We start from the raw sequence: 20,162 nt of genomic DNA on the forward strand, positions 1-20,162 counted from the left end.
TTTTTTGAAAAAAATAAAATGGACGGCAAATGAAATGCCAAAAACAAATGATCAGTATTTAACACTAATGTCAAAGGAAGCAATCGAAAAAGCTTTAGCTTTTCATCGTAGTTTCCCTCAATACAGTCAGACGCCATTAGCTGAATTAAAAAATATGGCTGAATATTTAGGACTAAAAGATTTTTTTGTTAAAGATGAATCCTATCGTTTTGGGTTAAATGCATTTAAAGTGCTAGGTGGCTCGTTTGCTATGGCCAATTACATTGCAGAAAAGCTTGGAAAAGATGTTGCAGATTTGACCTATGATGTTTTAACTTCTGATCAACTTCGGAATGAATTTGGTCAGGCGACATTTTTCACGGCGACCGATGGAAATCATGGACGCGGCGTTGCTTGGGCTGCAAATAAGTTAGGGCAAAAAGCAGTTGTATTAATGCCTAAAGGCTCTACTCAAACAAGAAAAGAAAATATTGAAAAAGAAGGTGCAACTGTTACCATCGAAGAAGTCAATTACGACGAATGTGTACGTATGGCTAACAAGATGGCTGAAGAAACTGAAAACGGTGTCATGGTTCAAGATACCGCGTGGGAGGGGTATGAAAAAATTCCGACATGGATCATGCAAGGATATGGAACAATGGCATTAGAAGCATCTAAACAGTTAAAAGAATCTGGGAAAGAACGACCAACACATGTATTCGTTCAAGCAGGTGTTGGTAGTTTAGCAGGAGCTGTTGTGGGGTATTTTGCTAATCTTTATCCTGATGATCCACCGAAAATGATTGTTGTTGAAGCGCAAGCGGCAGATTGCCTGTATCAATCTGCAATTGAAAAAGATGGCAAGATTCGTTTTGTTGAAGGCGATTTACAAACCATAATGGCAGGACTTGCCTGTGGTGAACCTAATACAATTTCATTCGATATTTTAGAAAATCATACCTCAGTCTTTGTTTCAGCGCCTGACTGGGTTTCAGAAAAAGGGATGAGAATGCTTGGAGCACCATTAAAAGGTGATCCTCAAGTGATTTCAGGCGAATCAGGAGCAGTCGCAATGGGCATAGTTGCAACGGCTATGCAAGATCCTGAATACAAAGAGTTACGTAATGTACTAGAACTAGATGAAAATTCAAGCGTTCTAATGTTTTCAACAGAAGGCGACACAGATCCAGATAACTATAAAAAAATCTTATGGAGGTAATATAAATGGATTTCAAAGAAATTAACGAAGCAGCAGAAGGTTACAGAAAGGATATGATCCAATTTTTACGAGATTTAGTCAAAATTCCAGGAGAAAGTGCTGAAGAAGGCGCAAAAATGGATCGTGCTAAAGCCGAAATGCAAAAATTAGGTTTTGACAAAATCGAAGTAGATCCTCAAGGAAATTTACTTGGATACATGGGAACTGGTAAAAAATTGATTGCGTTTGATGGTCATATGGACACAGTGGGAATCGGCGAAATGAGTAACTGGGAATTTGATCCGTATGATGGTTATGAAACAGATACAGAAATCGGCGGACGTGGTACATCTGACCAAGAAGGCGGTATTGTTTCAGCCATTTATGGCGCTAAAATCATGAAAGATCTTGGGTTATTAAATGAAAAATATACAGCATTAGTAACGGTTACGGTACAAGAAGAAGATTGTGATGGATTATGTTGGCAATACATCATCAAAGAAGACGGTATTCGTCCTGAATTTGTTGTCTCGACTGAACCAACAGATGGAGGAATCTATCGTGGTCAACGTGGTCGAATGGAAATCAAAGTAGACGTTAAAGGGGTATCTTGTCACGGGTCAGCTCCTGAACGTGGGGATAATGCGATTTATAAAATGGCCGACATTTTACAAGATGTGCGTGCGTTAAACAACAATGGGGATACTGAAAGTACTGTGATTAAAGGTTTAGTTCGTATGCTTGATGAAAAATATAACCCTGAATGGAAAGAAGCACGTTTCTTAGGAAAAGGAACTGTTACAGCTTCACAAATCTTCCATTCATCACCAAGTCGCTGTGCAGTAGCAGATGGTTGTACAGTTTCATTAGATCGCCGAATGACTGCAGGGGAAACTTGGGAAAGTTGTTTAGAAGAAATTCGTAACTTACCTGCAGTTAAAAAATACGGAGATGATGTTGTCGTTTCAATGTATGACTACGATCGTCCATCATATACTGGTTTAACGTATCCAATCGAATGTTACTTCCCAACTTGGGTGATTCCAGAAGAACATGGTGTAACAAAAGCCTTGATGGAAACACACAGAAATCTTTATGGTGAAGAACGTCTTGGCTCAAAAGAAACGATTGACATGCGTAAAGCACGTCCATTGTTAGACAAATGGACATTCTCAACAAATGGCGTATCGATCATGGGACGCAATGGCATTCCGTGTATTGGGTTTGGTCCAGGAGCCGAAGCCCAAGCGCATGCGCCAAATGAAAAAACATGGAAAGATGATTTAGTCCGTTGCGCTGCAGTGTACGCTGCATTGCCAACTGTCTATTGTGAAAATAACTAATCACCAGAAATAAAAATAAAAGGGAAAAACGATCCGATATTCTGATGAGTAAAGGACGTTGGAATATCGGCTATCGTATTATTCATATAGAGGAGAAATGACATGGAAACTTTTAACGACTATATTGCAAAATTGGACAAATTAGAATTTGATAAAATGTACGAAAACGACTTTTTCTTAACATGGGAAAAAACGCGTGATGAATTAGAAGCCGTTTTCACCGTAGCAGATACATTACGCTATTTGCGTGAAAATAATATTTCAACGAAAATTTTTGATAGTGGTTTAGGGATTTCATTATTCCGTGATAACTCAACAAGAACTCGCTTTAGTTTTGCTTCTGCTTGTAATCTTTTAGGATTAGAAGTTCAAGATTTAGACGAAGGAAAAAGCCAAATTTCTCATGGGGAAACTGTTCGTGAAACAGCAAACATGATCTCGTTTATGGCGGATATCATCGGGATTCGTGATGATATGTATATTGGAAAAGGCAACACTTACATGCGAGAAGTGTCTGAATCAGTTCAAGAAGGACACAAAGATGGCGTGTTAGAACAACGGCCAACATTGGTCAACTTACAATGTGATATCGATCATCCTACTCAAGCAATGGCAGATGCATTACATTTGATCCATGAATTTGGCGGTGTCGAAAACTTAAAAGGCAAAAAAGTAGCGATGACTTGGGCGTATTCACCATCTTATGGCAAACCATTATCAGTTCCTCAAGGAATCGTAGGTTTAATGACACGTCTTGGTATGGATGTGGTGTTGGCTCATCCAGAAGGCTATGAAATCATGCCTGAAGTTGAAGAAGTTGCGAAGAAAAATGCAACTGAAGCTGGCGGTTCATTTACCAAAACAAACAGTATGGCTGAAGCCTTTAAAGATGCCGATGTTGTGTATCCTAAGAGCTGGGCACCATTTGCAGCAATGGAAAAACGTACACAATTATACGGTGAAGGGGATCAAGCTGGTATTGACAAGCTGGAAAAAGAATTGCTTGCTCAAAATACCAACCACAAAGATTGGGAATGTACAGAAGAATTGATGAAAACAACAAAAAATGGAAAAGCGTTGTATATGCACTGCTTACCTGCTGATATCACAGGTGTAAGTTGTGATGAAGGGGAAGTTGAAGCTTCAGTCTTTGACCGTTATCGTGTTGAACTATACAAAGAAGCAAGTTATAAACCCTATATTATTGCGGCTATGATCTTCTTAAGTAAAGTTAAAAGCCCGCAAGCTACATTAAAAGAACTTGAAAAAAAAGCAACACCAAGAGAAGTCAAATAGCGCTAAGATGAATTAGGCATGAAGTGAGATGTTTTCTCTATCGATGATGATAGTGAGAAGAAACTAATTTGTTCTCTTTTCAAAACGTAAATGAAACAATCATAAGACCTTTCCAAGTCCATTTATGAATACTATCTGTTAAAGATAAGACTGTATTGACAGAAATCTGCTGTCCACAGATTCTGATCACTTCATGCAAAATTCAGTGCTTACTTAACAGTCAACGATATGATTTATTGAGAGAAAGCATCTTACTTTTAAAATAACCAACAAAGAAATAACGATAAAATTGAAAATGAGGTGAATCACTGAATGGTAAAACGAGTTGTAGTTGCTCTTGGCGGAAATGCGCTTGGCAATAATTTAACAGAACAAATGACTGCCGTGAAAGAAACATCGAAAGCCATTGCAGATTTGATTGAAGCAGGATATGAAGTTATTTTGTCTCATGGAAATGGACCACAAGTTGGGATGATTCAACTGGCAATGGAAGAACTTTCATTGAGTGATCCAAGTAAATATCCAACGATTCCATTATCAGTATGTGTGGCAATGAGTCAGAGTTATATCGGCTATGATCTACAAAATGCGTTACGAGAAGAATTATTGAATCGTAAGTTGGAACAACCAGTGGGAACGGTGATTACACAAGTAGCAGTTGATCCAAAAGACCCTGCATTTGACCGTCCCGCCAAACCAATCGGTCGTTTTATGACTAAAGAAGAAGCTGAAGCGCTTGTGAAAGAAAAACAAATAACGGTGGCTGAAGATTCTGGTCGCGGGTATCGTCAAGTTGTGGCATCACCAAAACCAAAAGAAATTATTGAAATCCAAACGATCACTTCTCTGATCAACGCAGGCCAAACAGTGATCGCGTGTGGTGGCGGAGGCATTCCTGTAGTGAAAAATGGCAACCATTTAAGTGGAGCTGCAGCTGTTATTGATAAAGATTTCTGTAGTGAGTTGTTAGCTGAACTGGTTGATGCAGATTTACTAATTATTTTGACAGCGGTAGAAAAAGTCTGTGTAGATTTTGGTGAACCAACACAAAAAGAATTAAGCCAAGTATCGACGAGTGAAATGAAAAAACATGTGGCTGACGGTCAATTTGCACCTGGCTCAATGCTGCCGAAAGTCGAAGCGGCAATCCAATTTGCTGAATCAAAACCGGGACGAAAAACACTGATCACGTTATTAGAAAAAGCCAAAGACGGAATCGTTGGAAAGACGGGAACGATCATTGAGCAATAAATCAAAATAAGCAAGAGAAGGAGTGAGTCGATGACAAACAAAATGGTCAACTCAACAAATGCTCCAGCTGCTGTAGGACCTTATTCCCATTCAGTTTTAGCTGGACAAACACAATATATCTCTGGGCAATTAGGATTAGATCCGGTAAACGGAGAAATGAAAGCAACAGTTGAACAACAAGCAGAACAAGCCCTGATCAATTTAGGTGCAATTTTGAAAGAAACGGGTATGACGTATGACAATGTTGTAAAGACAACGGTTTTCTTAAAAAACATGTCAGACTTTAGTAAAATCAATGCTATTTATGGAAAATATTTTTCTAATGTTCTTCCTGCCCGTTCTTGCGTAGAAGTATGCGAATTACCTAAGAGTGGACTTTTTGAAGTAGAAGCAATCGCAGTCAAAAATTAATTTTTGAAATATTTCTGATCAAAGAAAAGGGTTGCGGATTTTTAAACTCGGATAAGTGCAGTCCTTTTTAAAATAAAAAGCGAAGAAGGAAACTTGCCTATGAGTGAAAAAGAAGAAAAGGCATTGTTTGACTATGATGCCAAGTTATCGATCAAAGAAGCCGTTCCGATGGGCTTACAGCACGTAGTAGCAGCAGTTGTCGGGATCGTTACGCCAGGAATCATGATTGCCAAAGTCTGTAACCTAAGTTCTGGAGATACAACGATCATGATTCAAACGTCACTGATTTTCTCTGCCGTAGCAACCTTTATTCAACTGTTTCCGATTTTTGGAAAAGTCGGTTCTAGGTTACCTGTCATGATGGGGGCTAGCTTTGCATATGTCCCGATTTTAATGGCTATCGGGGGAGACTTTGGGATTGCAGCGATTTTTGGCGCTCAATTAGTTGGAAGTATTTTAGTGATTTTTGTAGGATTATCAATAAAAAAAATTCGAATATTGTTTCCGCCGCTTGTCACAGGGACTGTAATTTTAAGTATTGGGTTGTCGCTTTTTCCAGTTGCCATTAAATATATGGCTGGTGGAGCTGGAAGTCCTGATTTTGGGTCAGCACAGAATTGGTTAGTCGCGTTACTGACGTTTGGCGTGGTATTTTATTTTAACTATTTTTCAAAAGGATTTCTTAAATTATCTTCTATTTTGAATGGAATGATTATTGGTTACATTGTATCGTTGGTTTTAGGAATGGTCAATTTTACACCTGTTAAAGAAGCTTCTGTTTTTCAAGTGATTACACCGCTTTATTTTGGCTTGGATTTTCAAATTGTTCCGATCTTGACCTTAGTAGTAATGTTCATCGTTGATGCAGTCCAAGCTATTGGACAATTTACTGCAACGACAGTTGGTGCAATGGATCGGGAACCAACGGACAAAGAACTTTCAGGTGGAATTATGGGAAGCGGTTTCTCGAATTTTATTGGTAGTTTCTTTGGTTCGGTACCTGTTGCAACATTTGGTCAAAACGTCGGACTTGTTACGGTGACAAGGGTAATCAATAAATACGTTATGGTTTTTGCTTCTGTAATCTTACTAATAGCAGGATTTGTTCCAAAAGTTGCATCGATTTTGACAACGATTCCTTATGCAGTGATTGGTGGTGCGACTGTTTCTGTTTTTGCCTCGATTTCGATGACAGGAGTACGGATGATATCAACACAAGAATTGACACCTAGAAATACTGGTGTTGTGGGGATTGCGTTAGCTTTTGGTATCGGCGTTACCTTGTCAGTAGGCTGTTTGAGTGGTTTTCCACCATGGGTAACAACGATTTTTGGAAACTCAGAGGTTATTTTAACGACAATCGTTGCAGTTATTTTGAATGTGGTCCTTAAAGAAGAGAAGCAACTGGCAATTGAATAACAATTAAGATTTTCTCTTTTAAAAAAGATGCAAAAGATAAATGAATAAACAGTTTTGTCTTTTGCATTATTTTTATGAAGAAATCAAGTAAGTAAAGGAAAATGAAACATGAATAATTTTTTTCTAGAAGGGGACAAATTTATTGGAAAGTCCACTTTACTACGAGAAGTAATAATGGCTACAGGAAAATCTGTCAGCGGTTTTTACGTGAATCGCCGAATTAATGATCAAGGACACATCGTTGGATTTGAACTGAGAGCAGCAAAAGAATGGGGACAACAAACTCCAGATATGACGCCAATTGCAGATCATTGCTTTATCCACACTGAGAAGGGGCGACGAACAAGAAATTTACAGGTATTTGAAACGTTTGGAAAAGCGTTATTAAAAGAAGCTAAAAACGACACGGCCGATATTATTTTACTAGATGAAATCGGTGGCATCGAATTATTATCAAGTCCATTCAAGGTTGAACTTTTAACACTGATCCAACAACCTAAAAAAATTCTAGGCGTGTTTAAATCAGAAGAAAATTATCATAAACAAAAAAAATACACGCTTGAAAAATTAGAAATAGGACAACAAAGAGTAATGTTAAGACAAGAAATTCTTAAAGAGAATGGTCAAATTCTCAAGTTGAATGAACATAATTATAGTATTGTCAAAAATCAACTTTTCAAATTTTTAATGGAATAATTTTTTTTAGAAATCGTTATCTTTTTGAAGTATAACGAAAGGAGGTTTTAGGTTGAAAGAGCAAGAGGCATTTAATTATACGCTTAATCTAAAGTTGCGAACAAACCGAATTTTTTTCGGACCGGGCGTTGTTGAATTACTTCAACGGATTTCTCAAACTGGCTCGCTAAATACAGCGGCGAAACAGATGCATATGTCATATAACAAAGCATGGCGGATGATCAAAAAAGCTGAAGAAGAGTTGGGCTACCCTCTGATCAATAAAAGTGTAGGAGGCAATAATGGTGGTGGATCGACAGTAACAACACAAGGGAAACGCCTTACAGCGAAGTTTTTACTTTTTCAAAAGAAAACGTATCAAATCACGAATCAATATTTTTCAGAGATTTTCAATGATGATTTAAATCCAGAAATAGTAGAGTTGGAGGAAAGAGAATGAAGGAATTTTTTCAACAAATAGACGAAGCAATCAAACAAAAACAAGATACAGTCTTAGTCACAGTGATTGAAAGTTCAGGGTCGACACCAAGAAGTGCAGGTGCTCGAATGCTAGTGGGGAAATCTGGAAGAATCGCTGGAACGATTGGTGGCGGTGCAGTTGAGTTTCGCGGAGAAAAAATTGCGAAAGAAGTGTTGAAGCATCATCTGTCTAGAGCAGAAAAATTTGTACTAGCACCAAATGATATTGTAGATCTGGGCATGATTTGTGGTGGAAATGTAGCACTCTTTTTTCAATACCTTGCTTGGCAAGATACCAGTGTTCAGGAAATCTGTGAAGAAATCATCAACCATTTCCAACATAATCAACAGTGTTGGTTACTTACTGAATTAAACGCTGAAGGAGCAAATGGTTTTGGGTTGTATAGTTTAGAAACTGGATTAATTGGAAATGTACCTATTGAATTAAAAGAGGCTCAGTTTCTACCAAGATTGACACAAGTCAACATTGATGGGCACATTTATTCAATAGAACCATTATTGCAAACAGGCAAAGTCTTTGTTTTTGGCGGTGGTCATGTTGCTCAAGCTTTGGTTCCTGTTTTAAAAACACTGGATTTTTATTGTGTCGTTTTAGATGACCGGGCAGACTTTTTAACAGAAACTGTATTTCCGGATGCAGATCAGCGGAAGGTCATTGATTTGAACAATATTGAAGCCTCAATTGGAATCACCGAAGCAGACTATGCGGTAGTAATGACGCGTGGTCATCAATTTGATTTTCTGTTAGCAAAACAATTATTGGAAACCTCAGCCCACTACATTGGTGTAATGGGAAGCAAACAAAAGATTGCTACACAAATCAAAAAATTAAAAGAATGCGGCTTTTCGATGACAGATATAAAACGTATCAATATGCCAATTGGATTAAAAATAAAAGCAGAAACTCCCGCAGAACTTGCAATCAGCGTTGCTGGAGAATTAGTTAAAAAGCGAGCAACATCAAGATGAAATCGGTCAAAATAGGAGTGAGCGCAATGAAGGATAGATACTCGAAGATCAACCAGAAAAAAATGATTATTTTAGGTTCGGTGTTACTTTTTCTGCTAGTGTTTACAATCTCTTTCTTTTTAGGGAAGTTTCCAATTGCTAGTGGAGATTTCTTTCGAGCTATTTTGAACAAAATAATTCCGTTGGAGCAAACTTGGAGTAGTCAAGTTGAGACGATTTTGTTTAAGATTCGTTTTCCTAGAATCCTCATGGCAGTGCTCATCGGTGCGGGTATCTCGGTAGCTGGGGCAACCTACCAAGCTCTATTTCAAAACCCGATGATTTCACAAGATATCCTAGGTGCTTCACAAGGAGCTGCGTTTGGAGCTGCTATTGGATTATTTTTCTCTTTGACGTATGAACAAGTGATTTCACTGTCTTTTATTTTTGGGTTACTAGCAGTGGGTGCGGTACTTTTAGTGAGTAAATTTTTGCGGACTGACTCTGTTTTGAATATGGTTTTGATCGGGATGATGGTGGGATCGCTTTTTTCTTCGGCTGTTTCCTTTTTGAAATTAGTAGGCGATCCGACGAATACACTTCCAGCAATCACGTATTGGCTAATGGGGAGTTTGTCATCAATTAAAATACAAGACATTCCATTTGTAGCACCTTTGATTTTAGTTGGAATGATCCCGATATTCTTGTTACGTTGGCGTTTAAATGTTATTTCTTTAGGTGAAGAAGAAGCCTTGACCTTAGGTGTGAACAATCGTGTTTTAAGAGTGATTTTGATTATGGCTGCCACCTTGATTACAGCAAGTGCGGTATCTGTCAGTGGGTTGATTGGTTGGGTAGGATTAGTTGTACCGCATTTTTCGCGGATGTTGATCGGCAATGACTACCGCTATAGCATTCCAGTAACAGCAATAGTAGGTGGTACTTTTCTATTATTTGTAGATGATTTTTCCCGATTGATTTCGACAAGCGAGATACCGATCGGGATCTTGACATCGTTTATAGGTGCACCGATTTTTCTAGTATTGATTGCTAAAAATAATCGTTCGATTAGAGAATGAGGAGGCGTTGTGATGTTGGAAGTAATTGATTTAGCATTTGCTTATAGAAAACAAAACATACTAAAGAACATTTCATTTAAACTTGAATATGGGCAGTCGGTTTGTTTATTAGGGAAAAATGGAGTGGGGAAAAGTACATTGTTTAAATGTTTACTTGGAGTATTAAATCCTAATATAGGATCTATTAAAATCAACGGTCGTTTGATAACAGAGTGTAAAAGGAATGAACTTGCACAATTGATTTCTTATATTCCGCAAAAACAACGTGGAGTCTTTCATTTTACTGTTTTTGAAATGGTTTTGATGGGAACGACGGCCAGATTAAAAAAATATCAGCAACCTGGTCAAGCTGAAAATGAATTAGCTGAATCAGCCTTGACCATACTAAATATTTCCCATTTAAAGAATCGCACTTATTCAGAAATCAGCGGTGGAGAGCAGCAGCTTGTGATTATTGCACGCTCAGTGGCTCAACAAAGTAAGATCATTATCATGGATGAACCTTGTGCCAATCTTGATTATGGAAATCAAATCATGGTTTTAGAAATGATTCAAAAGCTAGCTGAGCAAGGCTATTTGATTATTCAATCCACACATGATCCAAACCATGCCTTACAATATGCTGATTATGTTTTAGTTTTACATGAAGGACAGCTGATGCAAGGTACCCCAAAAAACATCTTAACAAGTCGACAGTTAGAGGCTATGTATCATGTGCCAATCACCGTTCATGAACTGACGGCATATGAACAAAGAATCTGTTTACCAACGAAAAAACTATTGAATAGAAAGGATGAAACAAAATGACAAGAAAACCAAGTTTGACTTTGTTATTAGGCGTAACGATTCTTACGATGATCGGTTGTTCAAATAATAACCAAAACACAAGTGAAACTGAGAATATGGAGACCACTGTTCGTTCGGTCCAAAAACAAGAGGTAAATACACGTACATTTGTTGATTCTGCTGGACGTGAAGTCATTGTCCCAACTAAAATCAAAAAAATTGCGCCATCAGGTCCATTAGCTCAACTAGTATTGTACACAAGTTCACCAGATTTACTAGTTGGTTTAGCAACGCCATTTTCAACGGAAGCAAAAGAATTTATTGATAAAAAATATCAAAATTTACCTAACTTTGGTCAATTTTATGGAAAAAATGCTAGTTTAAATATGGAAGCATTAAGTGCGGCTGAACCAGATGTGATCATCGACATCGGTGAAGCTAAAAAGACAGTAAAAGAAGATATGGATAAATTACAGGATCAGATCAATATTCCAACGATTTTCATTGAAGCCAATTTAAAAAATATGCCTGAAACGTATAAAAAAATAGGGGACTTACTTGGGGAGACAAAAGAAACAGAAAAGCTTAGTAAATATTGCCAAAAGGTTCTAAAACAAGCAGATAGTGTTCGATCTTCATTAAAAGAATCCGATCAAAAAAGGATTTATTATGCCTCAGGAAATGCTGGTCTAAATACAAACGCTGAAGGTTCATTTCATGCTCAAGTAATAGATGAAATTGGGGCTAAAAATGCTGCTACAGGGGTTGATATTGTATCAAAAGGTGGAGGTACGCTCATTTCAATGGAACAATTAGTTCAGTGGCAACCAGATTATATTTTAGCTGAGACAAAAGATGTCTATGAATTAATCAAAACAGATGAGTCTTGGCAAGAGCTGACAGCAGTTAAGGAAGGAAAAGTTTATCAAGTTCCAACAGCTCCTTATAATGTTTTAGGTTCGCCACCCTCTGTCAATCGTATCATGGGAATTCAATGGCTAGGACAATTGGTTTATCCAGAACAATATAAGCTAGATATCGAAGAGACACTAAAAGAGTTCTACTCTCTTTTCTACCATGTTGAACCAACTTCAGAACAAGTTAAAACGATTCTCACAAATGCTCAATAAAAATGATACTAGGAGAGGTTTTATGAAAATCAAAACAGATTTACCAGAAATTTTTGCAGAGTTTGATGATGCCAGACGTCAAGGATTTGTTCAGGTCAAAAAATTAAAAGAACAAGGTGTGCCAGTTGTAGGCGTGTATTGCACGTTTATGCCAGAAGAAATCGTATTAGCAGCAGATGCCGTTCAAATCAGTCTTTGCTCTACATCAGATGAAACAATTTCAGCAGCAGAGGAAGATCTACCGAGAAATCTGTGTCCCCTAATTAAGTCTAGTTATGGTTTTGGTAAAACAGATAAATGTCCATTCTTCTATTTCTCTGATTTAGTGGTGGGCGAAACAACGTGTGACGGCAAAAAAAAGATGTACGAATACATGGAAGAATTCAAACCACTTTATTTAATGAATTTACCTAACGCACGAAATTCCAAAGCAGCATTTGAATTATGGAAAGATGAAATCGTTCGTTTTAAAGAAAAATTAGAAACTTTTCTCGATGTAACAATTACAGAAGACGGGATTAAAGAAGCCATTCGTTTAAAAAATAGGGAACGAACAGCTAGAAAAAAGTTTTATAGACTAGGCAAACTAAATCCGCCTGCAATTGAAGGGTCAGAAATTTTCAAAGTCATGTATGGTGCCAATTATACCTTCGATAAAGAAAGCCTAATCCAAAGACTAGATGATACAACAAAAAAAGTTCTCGCACAGTATCCTGAACAACATCAGCCAGATGGCAAACCTAGAATCCTGATTACAGGCTCTCCAATGGGCGGTGTGACTGAAAAAGTTATTCGAGCAATTGAAGAAAATGGCGGTACTATTGTTGGTTTTGAAAATTGTACAGTTGCCAAAGCTGTTGAACGATTAGTGGATGAAGAAAAGGCAGATAGTTATGAAGCCTTAGCTGAAAAATATATTGATATCGGCTGTGCATGCATATCCAATAATACGAGTCGTTTTGATCTATTGAGCCAAATGATCGACGAGTATCAAGTAGCTGGCGTAGTGGATATGGTGTTGCAATCATGCCATCCATACTCGATCGAAGCCTTAAAAATTAGACGGTTTTGCCAGAAGGAAAAAAATGTCCCGTATCTATACTTAGAAACTGATTATTCTACAGCCGATATCGAACAAATCAATACACGAGTAACTGCCTTTATCGAAATGTTGGAGGATTGCTCATCATGAAAGTGATTGGTCTTGATAGTGGATCAACTACCACTAAAGGGGTTCTTTTTGAACATAATCAACTAATAAAAAAATGGTTGGTATTGACAGCTGGTGATCCAAGACAAGCAGCTGAGCAAGTCATCACTGAGTTAAGCAATAATGAACAACACAAAATAATTACAACTGGCTATGGTCGAAAATTATTAAACGCTGATAAAGCAGTTACTGAAATTACCTGTCACGCTAAAGGTGCATCCTATCTTAGTCACAGTATTCAAAATGTGATCGACATTGGTGGTCAAGATAGCAAGGTAATCAAAATGGATAAGGATGGGCATGTTTTAGATTTTAATATGAATGACAAATGTGCTGCTGGAACTGGACGATTTGTTGAAGTATTAATGCGAACATTAGGAGAAGAAATCGACCAAATCGATAGCTTTGTTGCTACAGCTAAACCGGTAAAAATCAATAGTATGTGTACGGTGTTTGCAGAATCAGAAGTCATTAGCTTAATTGGCAAAGGTGAAAAAAGAGAAAATATTGCGTTAGGAGTTCTACATTCAATCGCTGCTCGTATCAGCAATCAACATAGACAAATCAATCCCGACCAAGGACCAATCTTTTTTTCAGGAGGCTTGTCACAAAGCAGAAAAGTAGCAGAACTGGTTGCCGAGTATACTAAAAAAGAAGTATACTATGATCAAGAACTGTCACAATATGCAGGAGCAATTGGTGCCGCATTGATCGGTATTCAGGAAAAATAAACAAAAAATGTTTTTTTGCTAAATAATAATTTTTAGACCTAAATTTTATGGTATAATCATAGTGATTAAAAGCTATACTTATAACAGAAATTGAGGTGTAAAGAAGAATGTATTCATTGGTAGTAAATGGTAAGACGGAAACCTGCGGAACAAATAAGAAGTTGATGGATTTTTTGCGAGACGATTTAAGGTTGACGGGGACAAAAGATGGCTGTAACCAAGGTTCTTGTGGTGCTTGTTCAGTATTGATAAATGGAAGGGTTTCCAAAGCGTGTTTATTTAGTTTAGAGAAGTTAGACGGAAAAGAAGTTGTCACGATCGAAGGACTGGATCAACGCCAAAAAGATGTTTATGCCTATGCTTTTGCTAAAACTGGTGCAGTTCAATGCGGCTATTGTATTCCTGGAATCGTGATCTCAGCGCATGGTTTACTAAATAAAAAAGCGAATCCTAGTGATGAAGAGGTAAGAAAAGCGATTCGTGGCAATATCTGTCGTTGTACAGGTTATGTAAAGATTGTGGAAGCAATTCAATTAGCAGCTAAACTATTTCGTGAAGAATTGAGCATTCCAAAGGAACACTCAAATGGAAAATTGGGTGAAGATTTCAAAAGAGTTGATGCCATTGAAAAAACATTGGGAACTGGATTGTATGTCGATGATATTAGCGTTGTTGGGATGCTTCATGCTTCAGCTGTCCGCAGTACCTATCCAAGAGCGAGAGTTTTAAAAATCGATACGAGTAAAGCACTAGAACATCCAGCTTGTGTGACTGTGTTAACGTCTAAAGATGTTCCAGGAAATAATAAAATTGGTCACTTAGAATTTATCTCTGATTGGGACGTCATGATACCAGAAGGCGAAATCACTCGTTATGTCGGTGATGCAATTGCTTTAGTTGTGTCAAATGATAAAGAAGACTTGGAAGAAATCAAAGAATTGGTAGAAGTTGAATATGAAGAACTGATACCAATAACTTCATGTGAGGCTGCATTGGTAGAAGGTGCACCGTTGATTCATGAAAAAGGCAATATTTTATCTCATGAACATCTTATTCGCGGCAATGCAGATAAACAGTTGGCGGCATCTGAATACGTCGTAACCCAACATTATTCAGTCCCAATCAACGAACATGCCTTTATGGAACCAGAGTGTGCAATTGCGATGCCTGAAGGTGAATCTGGAATTTTACTTTATAGTGCAGGACAAAGTATTTATGATGAACAACGTGAAGTGGCGCGTATGTTAGGCATCGAAAAAGAGCAGGTACATGTCCAAGCCAAATTAGTGGGTGGCGGTTTCGGCGGAAAAGAAGATATGAGTGTGCAGCATCACGCATCACTTGCGGCTTGGTGCTTGCAAAAACCGGTAAAAGTTTTGCTTAGTCGACAAGAAAGCTTGATGATTCATCCCAAACGTCATGGTATGGAGATGGACTTTACTACAGGCTGTGATGCTAAAGGGAATTTAACTGCTATGAAAGCTGTGATTTATGCAGATACTGGTGCGTATGCTTCTTTAGGAGGACCAGTACTTCAACGTGCTTGTACACATGCAGCTGGACCTTATAAATATCAAGATATTGATGTAGAAGGATTCGCTGTTTATACGAATAATCCGCCATCTGGAGCATTTCGTGGTTTTGGTGTGTGCCAAACTGCTTTTGCGATTGAAAGCAATCTTAATTTATTAGCAGAAAAAGTGGGAATCTCACAATGGGATATCCGGTATAAAAATGCGGTTGGGCCAGGTGATTCATTACCAAACGGTCAATTAGTATCAAAAAATGCAGCACTTAAAGAGACGTTATTAACCGTCAAAGAGTCGTATGAAAAAGCAGAAATAGCTGGAATATCTTGTTTCTTTAAAAATAGTGGAATTGGTGTTGGTTTATCTGATGTTGGTCGTTGTATCGTTTCAGTTGAAGAAGGCAAAGTCCATGTTAGAACCAGTGCGGCATGTATTGGACAAGGGATGGCAACTGTTACGACTCAAGTAGCGTGTGAAACCTTAGATTTACCACCAGAAATGATTATTGCGGAGACTCCAGATACGCGTAGAACACCAGATTCCGGTACAACAACCGCATCACGACAGTCTTTATTTACGGGAGAGGCAACGAGAAGAGCAGCGATGCAATTGCGTTATGAGCTAGATATGGGACGTGCGTTATCGGATTTAGAAGGCCAAGAATTTTACGGAGAATATTCAGCTAAGACAGATCCTTTGATCAATGATAAAAAAAGTCCGGTTAGCCATGCTGGTTATGGCTATGCGGCTGAAGTTGCGATTTTGGATGAAAAAGGCAAAGTAGAGAAGATTGTAGCTGCTTATGATATGGGGCAAGTCGTTAATCCCAAAGCCGCCGAAGGCCAAATCGAAGGAGGTATCGTTATGGGAATGGGCTATGCGTTAACAGAAAAATTCGTTTTAGAAGAAGGTTATGTGAAAGCAAAATATGCAACATTAGGGTTACTTAATGCTGCACAAGTACCGCCAATCGAAACGATTTTAGTTCAGGCAAAAAATATCCATGACGGCTTAGCATATGGGATCAAAGGTGTGGGCGAGTTAGCAACGATCCCAACAGCACCAGCATTAGCCGGAGCTTACTATGCTTTAGACGGAAAACTTAGACCGACCTTGCCAATGGAAGATACATTTTACCAAAAGAAGAAAAAATAATTAAATGATTTTGTGAGGTGCTTGAAAAAAGACGCACAATAGCGCCAGAAACGCATCCGATAAATCAGATTGGGTGCGTTTTTATTTTTAATGATCGAGCAAAACAAAAGGAGCACATAAATGTTAAAAATAAGTGCAGTCATTATGGCTTCGGGTTCTTCTACAAGAATGGGCGAGAATAAATTATTTCTTGATTATCAGGGAAAGACCTTTTTAGAGCATACGCTAAACCTTACAAATAAACTCGCATTTTTTGAGCGGATATTAGTTATTTCACCAGAAAATTTACAAAGATTGGAGCGACACAAAAATCTAAAAATCATTCAGAATACAGAAGCAAAAAAAGGGCAAAGTGCAAGTGTTCGGTTAGGCACCAAAGCCGCAACAGGTGAAGGGTATCTTTATCTTACGGTGGATCAACCTTTGTTAAACCAAGCATTATTGGAATCACTTTTTCCTGCTTATTCAAAAGAAACGATCGTTTTTCCAGTGGATCGATTGGGCGCCCCATGCAGTCCCATTTTCTTTGGTGAAAAATTCCGTTCAGATTTGCTAAAAGTAACAGGAGATTCTGGAGGACGAGCTGTTCGTAACAATCATCCAGAAGCATGGCGAGAAATTCAGGTAAAAGCTTCTGAATGTTTGATTGATATTGATACACCAGAAGAATATAAAAAATTGATCGATCAAAATTTGGAGATTAGAGAGAAAGGGTTTTAAAATGAAGCAGCCAATTTATTTGAATTATGCAGCAACGTCCAACTATAAATTTGAATCGACTATCCAAGAGTTGAGTCACTATTTAGAAACAAATAATAATATAAATACGAATCGTGGTTTGCAAAACAGTGATGAACTTGGATTGATTTTTGAAACGCGTGTTGCTTTAGCAGATTTTTTTCATGCACCCGATCCAGCACATATTATTTTCACAGCAAATGCAACAACTTCGCTGAACATGATTTTAAATGGCCTGTTGAAATCTGGTGATCATATCATAACGACACAAGTAGAACATAATGCAGTTGCTAGACCGCTTCATTTGTTGGAAATGCAACAGAATATCTCCGTGACATATTTACACTGTGAATCGGATGGAAAGCTTGATCCTACTCAAATAGAATCATTGATCCGACCAGAAACCAAAGTAATGGTGATGACTCATGCATCAAATGTGTTAGGCACAATTTTACCCATAAAAGAATGCTTCAAAATCGCAAAAGCTTATGGAATCATTACAGTTTTAGATTGTGCTCAAACAGCAGGTTTCTTACCCATTGATATGGAAACAATGTCGATCGATGTTTTAGCTTTTACAGGGCATAAAAGCTTGATGGGTCTTTCTGGAATTGGCGGATTTGCTTTAGCTCAAAATATAGAGAAAAAAATTGATCCTTGGATGATTGGAGGAACTGGAAGTGCTTCATTGTCACTAGAGCAACCTAGTTTTTTGCCAGATAAATTTGAGCCTGGAACCTTGAATACAATTGGTATTTTAAGCTTAAAGAGTGCATTAAAAGCAATCAATACACTTGGTTTAGATAAAATTGTCACGCATGAACGAGCAATAACTGCTCGATTTTTAACAGGATTAAAAGATCTGCCTATAACTATTTTAGGAAGTGTTGACCCAGCGGAAATGGTCCCAGTTGTTTCTATTACGTCAACAATGTTTGATCCAGGAGAACTTGCTCAGCAATTATTCGATCGTTATCAAATCATTACACGTTGTGGATTACATTGTTCTCCGCTTGCACATAAAACGGCCGGGACGTTAAAAACCGGAGCGGTACGATTTAGTTTTGGTTGGCACACAACGATTGATGAAATCGATTATACCTTGAAAGCATTAAAAGAAATTTTGTCGAAATAGACGCAAAGGAGAAAATCAATGGACTTTTTATCACAATGTACGTCTGGCGGCTGTGGAGCTAAAATCGGACCAAATGAATTAGCTGGATTTTTAAAGAATCTGCCCAAGAGTTCTGACGAGAAATTATTAGTGGCTTTTGATACATCGGATGACGCGGCGATATATCAAGTATCAGAGGAACTTGCATTGATTTCAACGGTAGATTTTTTCTCGCCAATGGTAGAAGATCCTCGTACGTTTGGTCGAATCGCCGCAGCAAATGCAATGAGTGATGTGTATGCAATGGGAGGGCAAGTCCTATTTGCATTAAATTTAGTTTGTTTTCCAGAAAAAATGGATAAACAAAAGCTTTCAGAAATGCTGATCGGTGGTGCAGAAAAACTTGAAGAAGCGAATGCTTCATTAGCCGGAGGCCATTCGATTTATGATCATGAACCTAAATACGGACTGGCGGTAACAGGACAAGTTGATCCGCAAAAAATCATTCATAATAATACACCGAAAATAGGTGATGTCTTGATCATTACAAAAGCTTTAGGTGTTGGAATGATTCAATCTGCTGTCAGAGGAGGTCTCGCTTGTAAAGAATCAGAAGCAGCAGCAATTGCATCAATGGAACGATTAAATAAATATGCTGCGGAAAAAATGCGTGATTTTCCTGTTCATGCTTGTACTGATGTGACGGGATTTGGTTTACTGGTTCATGCACTAGAAATGGCTGGAGACAATGTGACATTGATCATTGATACGGAACAATTACCACTTTTACCTCAGGCATATTATTATGCAGAAGAATTTTTAGCGACAGCAGCCGGGCAAAGAAATCGTCAATATATTGGTAGCAAAGTCGATTTGAACACCGTTTCACCAGCATTCCAAGAAATTCTATTTGACCCCCAAACGTCAGGTGGCTTACTTATCAGTGTTGCTGCAGAAAAAGCACTGGAATGTCTTAAAGCTATTCAAAAAAATGACCCAGTTGCTGCAATCATTGGTGAGGTTTATAAAAAAGAATCAAATCGGCCGATTATTCTAGTCTAAGGAAGAAGGAACAGCGATGAAAAAAATCAATGCATTAGGAAAACCATGCCCAATTCCAGTAATTGAGGCGAAAAAAGCGATTCGTGAGTTAAACAACGCTGGAGGAACTATTGAAATAACAGTCGATAATGAAGTATCCGTAAAAAATATCGAAAAAATGGCTGTGGGTCTAGGGCTAAAAACGATTAGTCAAAAGTATAAAAATGATGAATTAACGGTTGAAATCACTGTGCCCAAACACCTCGATCAACTAAATTCTGCTAGTTCAGATAACGAATTAGTGATCGCTTTTGGCAGAAAAACAATGGGAGACGGAGATGCTGATTTAGGTGCAATGTTATTAAAAAGTTACATTTATTCATTAACTGAATTAGACACGCCACCTGAACACCTGTTATTTTTTAATAGTGGTGCATTTCTAACAAATCAAGGTTCTAATACTTTAAAAGACTTACAAGTTTTATTAGAGAAAGGAACACAAATCAGTACGTGTGGAGCGTGTTTAGATTTTTACGAGATCAAAGAAACAATAGCAATCGGTGAAATCACAACTATGTATGGTATAACAGAAGTAATGGCACAAGCAAAAAAAGTCATTAATTTCTAA

Annotated in this window: 19 protein-coding genes; all 19 read left to right on the forward strand. The window is 37.9% G+C overall.

Annotation, left to right across the window (positions count from 1 at the left end):
- Nucleotides 1-4: 4 nt before the first annotated feature.
- The 19 genes from dpaL to yedF all read left to right on the forward strand — a co-directional run bounded on the left by dpaL (nt 5) and on the right by yedF (nt 20,162).
- Nucleotides 5-1,198 (forward strand): diaminopropionate ammonia-lyase, encoded by a 1,194-nt coding sequence (gene dpaL / locus I583_RS04170; protein ID WP_010763319.1) that lies wholly within the window; start codon nt 5-7, stop codon nt 1,196-1,198.
- Between the two features lie 5 nt (nt 1,199-1,203).
- On the forward strand, nt 1,204-2,520 hold the full coding sequence (locus I583_RS04175) for a YgeY family selenium metabolism-linked hydrolase (RefSeq protein ID WP_010763320.1): 1,317 nt from the start codon (nt 1,204-1,206) through the stop codon (nt 2,518-2,520).
- Nucleotides 2,521-2,622: 102 nt separating this feature from the next.
- Nucleotides 2,623-3,816 (forward strand): knotted carbamoyltransferase YgeW, encoded by a 1,194-nt coding sequence (gene ygeW, locus I583_RS04180; protein WP_010763321.1) that lies wholly within the window; start codon nt 2,623-2,625, stop codon nt 3,814-3,816.
- A gap of 312 nt (nt 3,817-4,128) precedes the next feature.
- Entirely contained in the window at nt 4,129-5,067 is a 939-nt protein-coding gene (gene arcC / locus I583_RS04185) for a carbamate kinase (RefSeq protein ID WP_010763322.1), read from the forward strand.
- Nucleotides 5,068-5,097: 30 nt separating this feature from the next.
- Nucleotides 5,098-5,478 carry a Rid family detoxifying hydrolase gene (locus tag I583_RS04190; RefSeq protein WP_010763323.1) on the forward strand — a complete coding sequence of 127 codons (381 nt, stop codon included), beginning with the start codon at nt 5,098-5,100 and terminating at the stop codon, nt 5,476-5,478.
- A gap of 99 nt (nt 5,479-5,577) precedes the next feature.
- Entirely contained in the window at nt 5,578-6,897 is a 1,320-nt protein-coding gene (locus I583_RS04195; protein WP_010763324.1) for a nucleobase:cation symporter-2 family protein, read from the forward strand.
- A gap of 108 nt (nt 6,898-7,005) precedes the next feature.
- Nucleotides 7,006-7,593: a nucleoside-triphosphatase gene (locus tag I583_RS04200; RefSeq protein ID WP_010763325.1), complete on the forward strand. Its 588-nt coding sequence runs from the start codon at nt 7,006-7,008 to the stop codon at nt 7,591-7,593.
- Between the two features lie 52 nt (nt 7,594-7,645).
- A complete protein-coding gene (locus I583_RS04205) occupies nt 7,646-8,032 on the forward strand; it encodes a winged helix-turn-helix domain-containing protein (RefSeq protein ID WP_010763326.1) in 387 nt (128 codons plus the stop codon).
- On the forward strand, nt 8,029-9,042 hold the full coding sequence (locus I583_RS04210) for an XdhC family protein (RefSeq protein WP_010763327.1): 1,014 nt from the start codon (nt 8,029-8,031) through the stop codon (nt 9,040-9,042). Before I583_RS04205 ends, I583_RS04210 begins: the two co-directional genes overlap by 4 nt.
- Before the next feature lie 26 nt (nt 9,043-9,068).
- Nucleotides 9,069-10,100, forward strand: coding sequence for a FecCD family ABC transporter permease (locus I583_RS04215; RefSeq protein ID WP_010763328.1), 1,032 nt, complete (start codon nt 9,069-9,071; stop codon nt 10,098-10,100).
- 12 nt (nt 10,101-10,112) lie between these two features.
- The gene (locus tag I583_RS04220) at nt 10,113-10,907 is read left to right on the forward strand and encodes an ABC transporter ATP-binding protein (protein WP_010763329.1); all 795 of its coding nucleotides are present in this window, start codon (nt 10,113-10,115) and stop codon (nt 10,905-10,907) included.
- Entirely contained in the window at nt 10,904-12,016 is a 1,113-nt protein-coding gene (locus tag I583_RS04225; protein WP_010763330.1) for an ABC transporter substrate-binding protein, read from the forward strand. The genes I583_RS04220 and I583_RS04225 overlap by 4 nt, the downstream gene beginning before the upstream one ends.
- A 22-nt stretch (nt 12,017-12,038) precedes the next feature.
- The gene (locus I583_RS04230) at nt 12,039-13,208 is read left to right on the forward strand and encodes a double-cubane-cluster-containing anaerobic reductase (RefSeq protein ID WP_010763331.1); all 1,170 of its coding nucleotides are present in this window, start codon (nt 12,039-12,041) and stop codon (nt 13,206-13,208) included.
- Nucleotides 13,205-13,957: an acyl-CoA dehydratase activase gene (locus tag I583_RS04235; RefSeq protein WP_010763332.1), complete on the forward strand. Its 753-nt coding sequence runs from the start codon at nt 13,205-13,207 to the stop codon at nt 13,955-13,957. The genes I583_RS04230 and I583_RS04235 overlap by 4 nt, the downstream gene beginning before the upstream one ends.
- A gap of 107 nt (nt 13,958-14,064) precedes the next feature.
- Nucleotides 14,065-16,641 (forward strand): selenium-dependent xanthine dehydrogenase, encoded by a 2,577-nt coding sequence (xdh, locus tag I583_RS04240; RefSeq protein WP_010763333.1) that lies wholly within the window; start codon nt 14,065-14,067, stop codon nt 16,639-16,641.
- Between the two features lie 120 nt (nt 16,642-16,761).
- A complete protein-coding gene (locus I583_RS04245) occupies nt 16,762-17,361 on the forward strand; it encodes an NTP transferase domain-containing protein (protein WP_010763334.1) in 600 nt (199 codons plus the stop codon).
- A gap of 1 nt (nt 17,362) precedes the next feature.
- Nucleotides 17,363-18,514 carry a selenocysteine lyase SclA gene (gene sclA, locus I583_RS04250; protein WP_010763335.1) on the forward strand — a complete coding sequence of 384 codons (1,152 nt, stop codon included), beginning with the start codon at nt 17,363-17,365 and terminating at the stop codon, nt 18,512-18,514.
- Between the two features lie 18 nt (nt 18,515-18,532).
- Entirely contained in the window at nt 18,533-19,555 is a 1,023-nt protein-coding gene (gene selD, locus I583_RS04255) for a selenide, water dikinase SelD (protein ID WP_010763336.1), read from the forward strand.
- Nucleotides 19,556-19,571: 16 nt separating this feature from the next.
- Entirely contained in the window at nt 19,572-20,162 is a 591-nt protein-coding gene (gene yedF, locus I583_RS04260; protein WP_010763337.1) for a sulfurtransferase-like selenium metabolism protein YedF, read from the forward strand.

The organism is Enterococcus haemoperoxidus ATCC BAA-382 (assembly GCF_000407165.1).
Taxonomy (GTDB): Bacteria; Bacillota; Bacilli; order Lactobacillales; family Enterococcaceae; genus Enterococcus_L; species Enterococcus_L haemoperoxidus.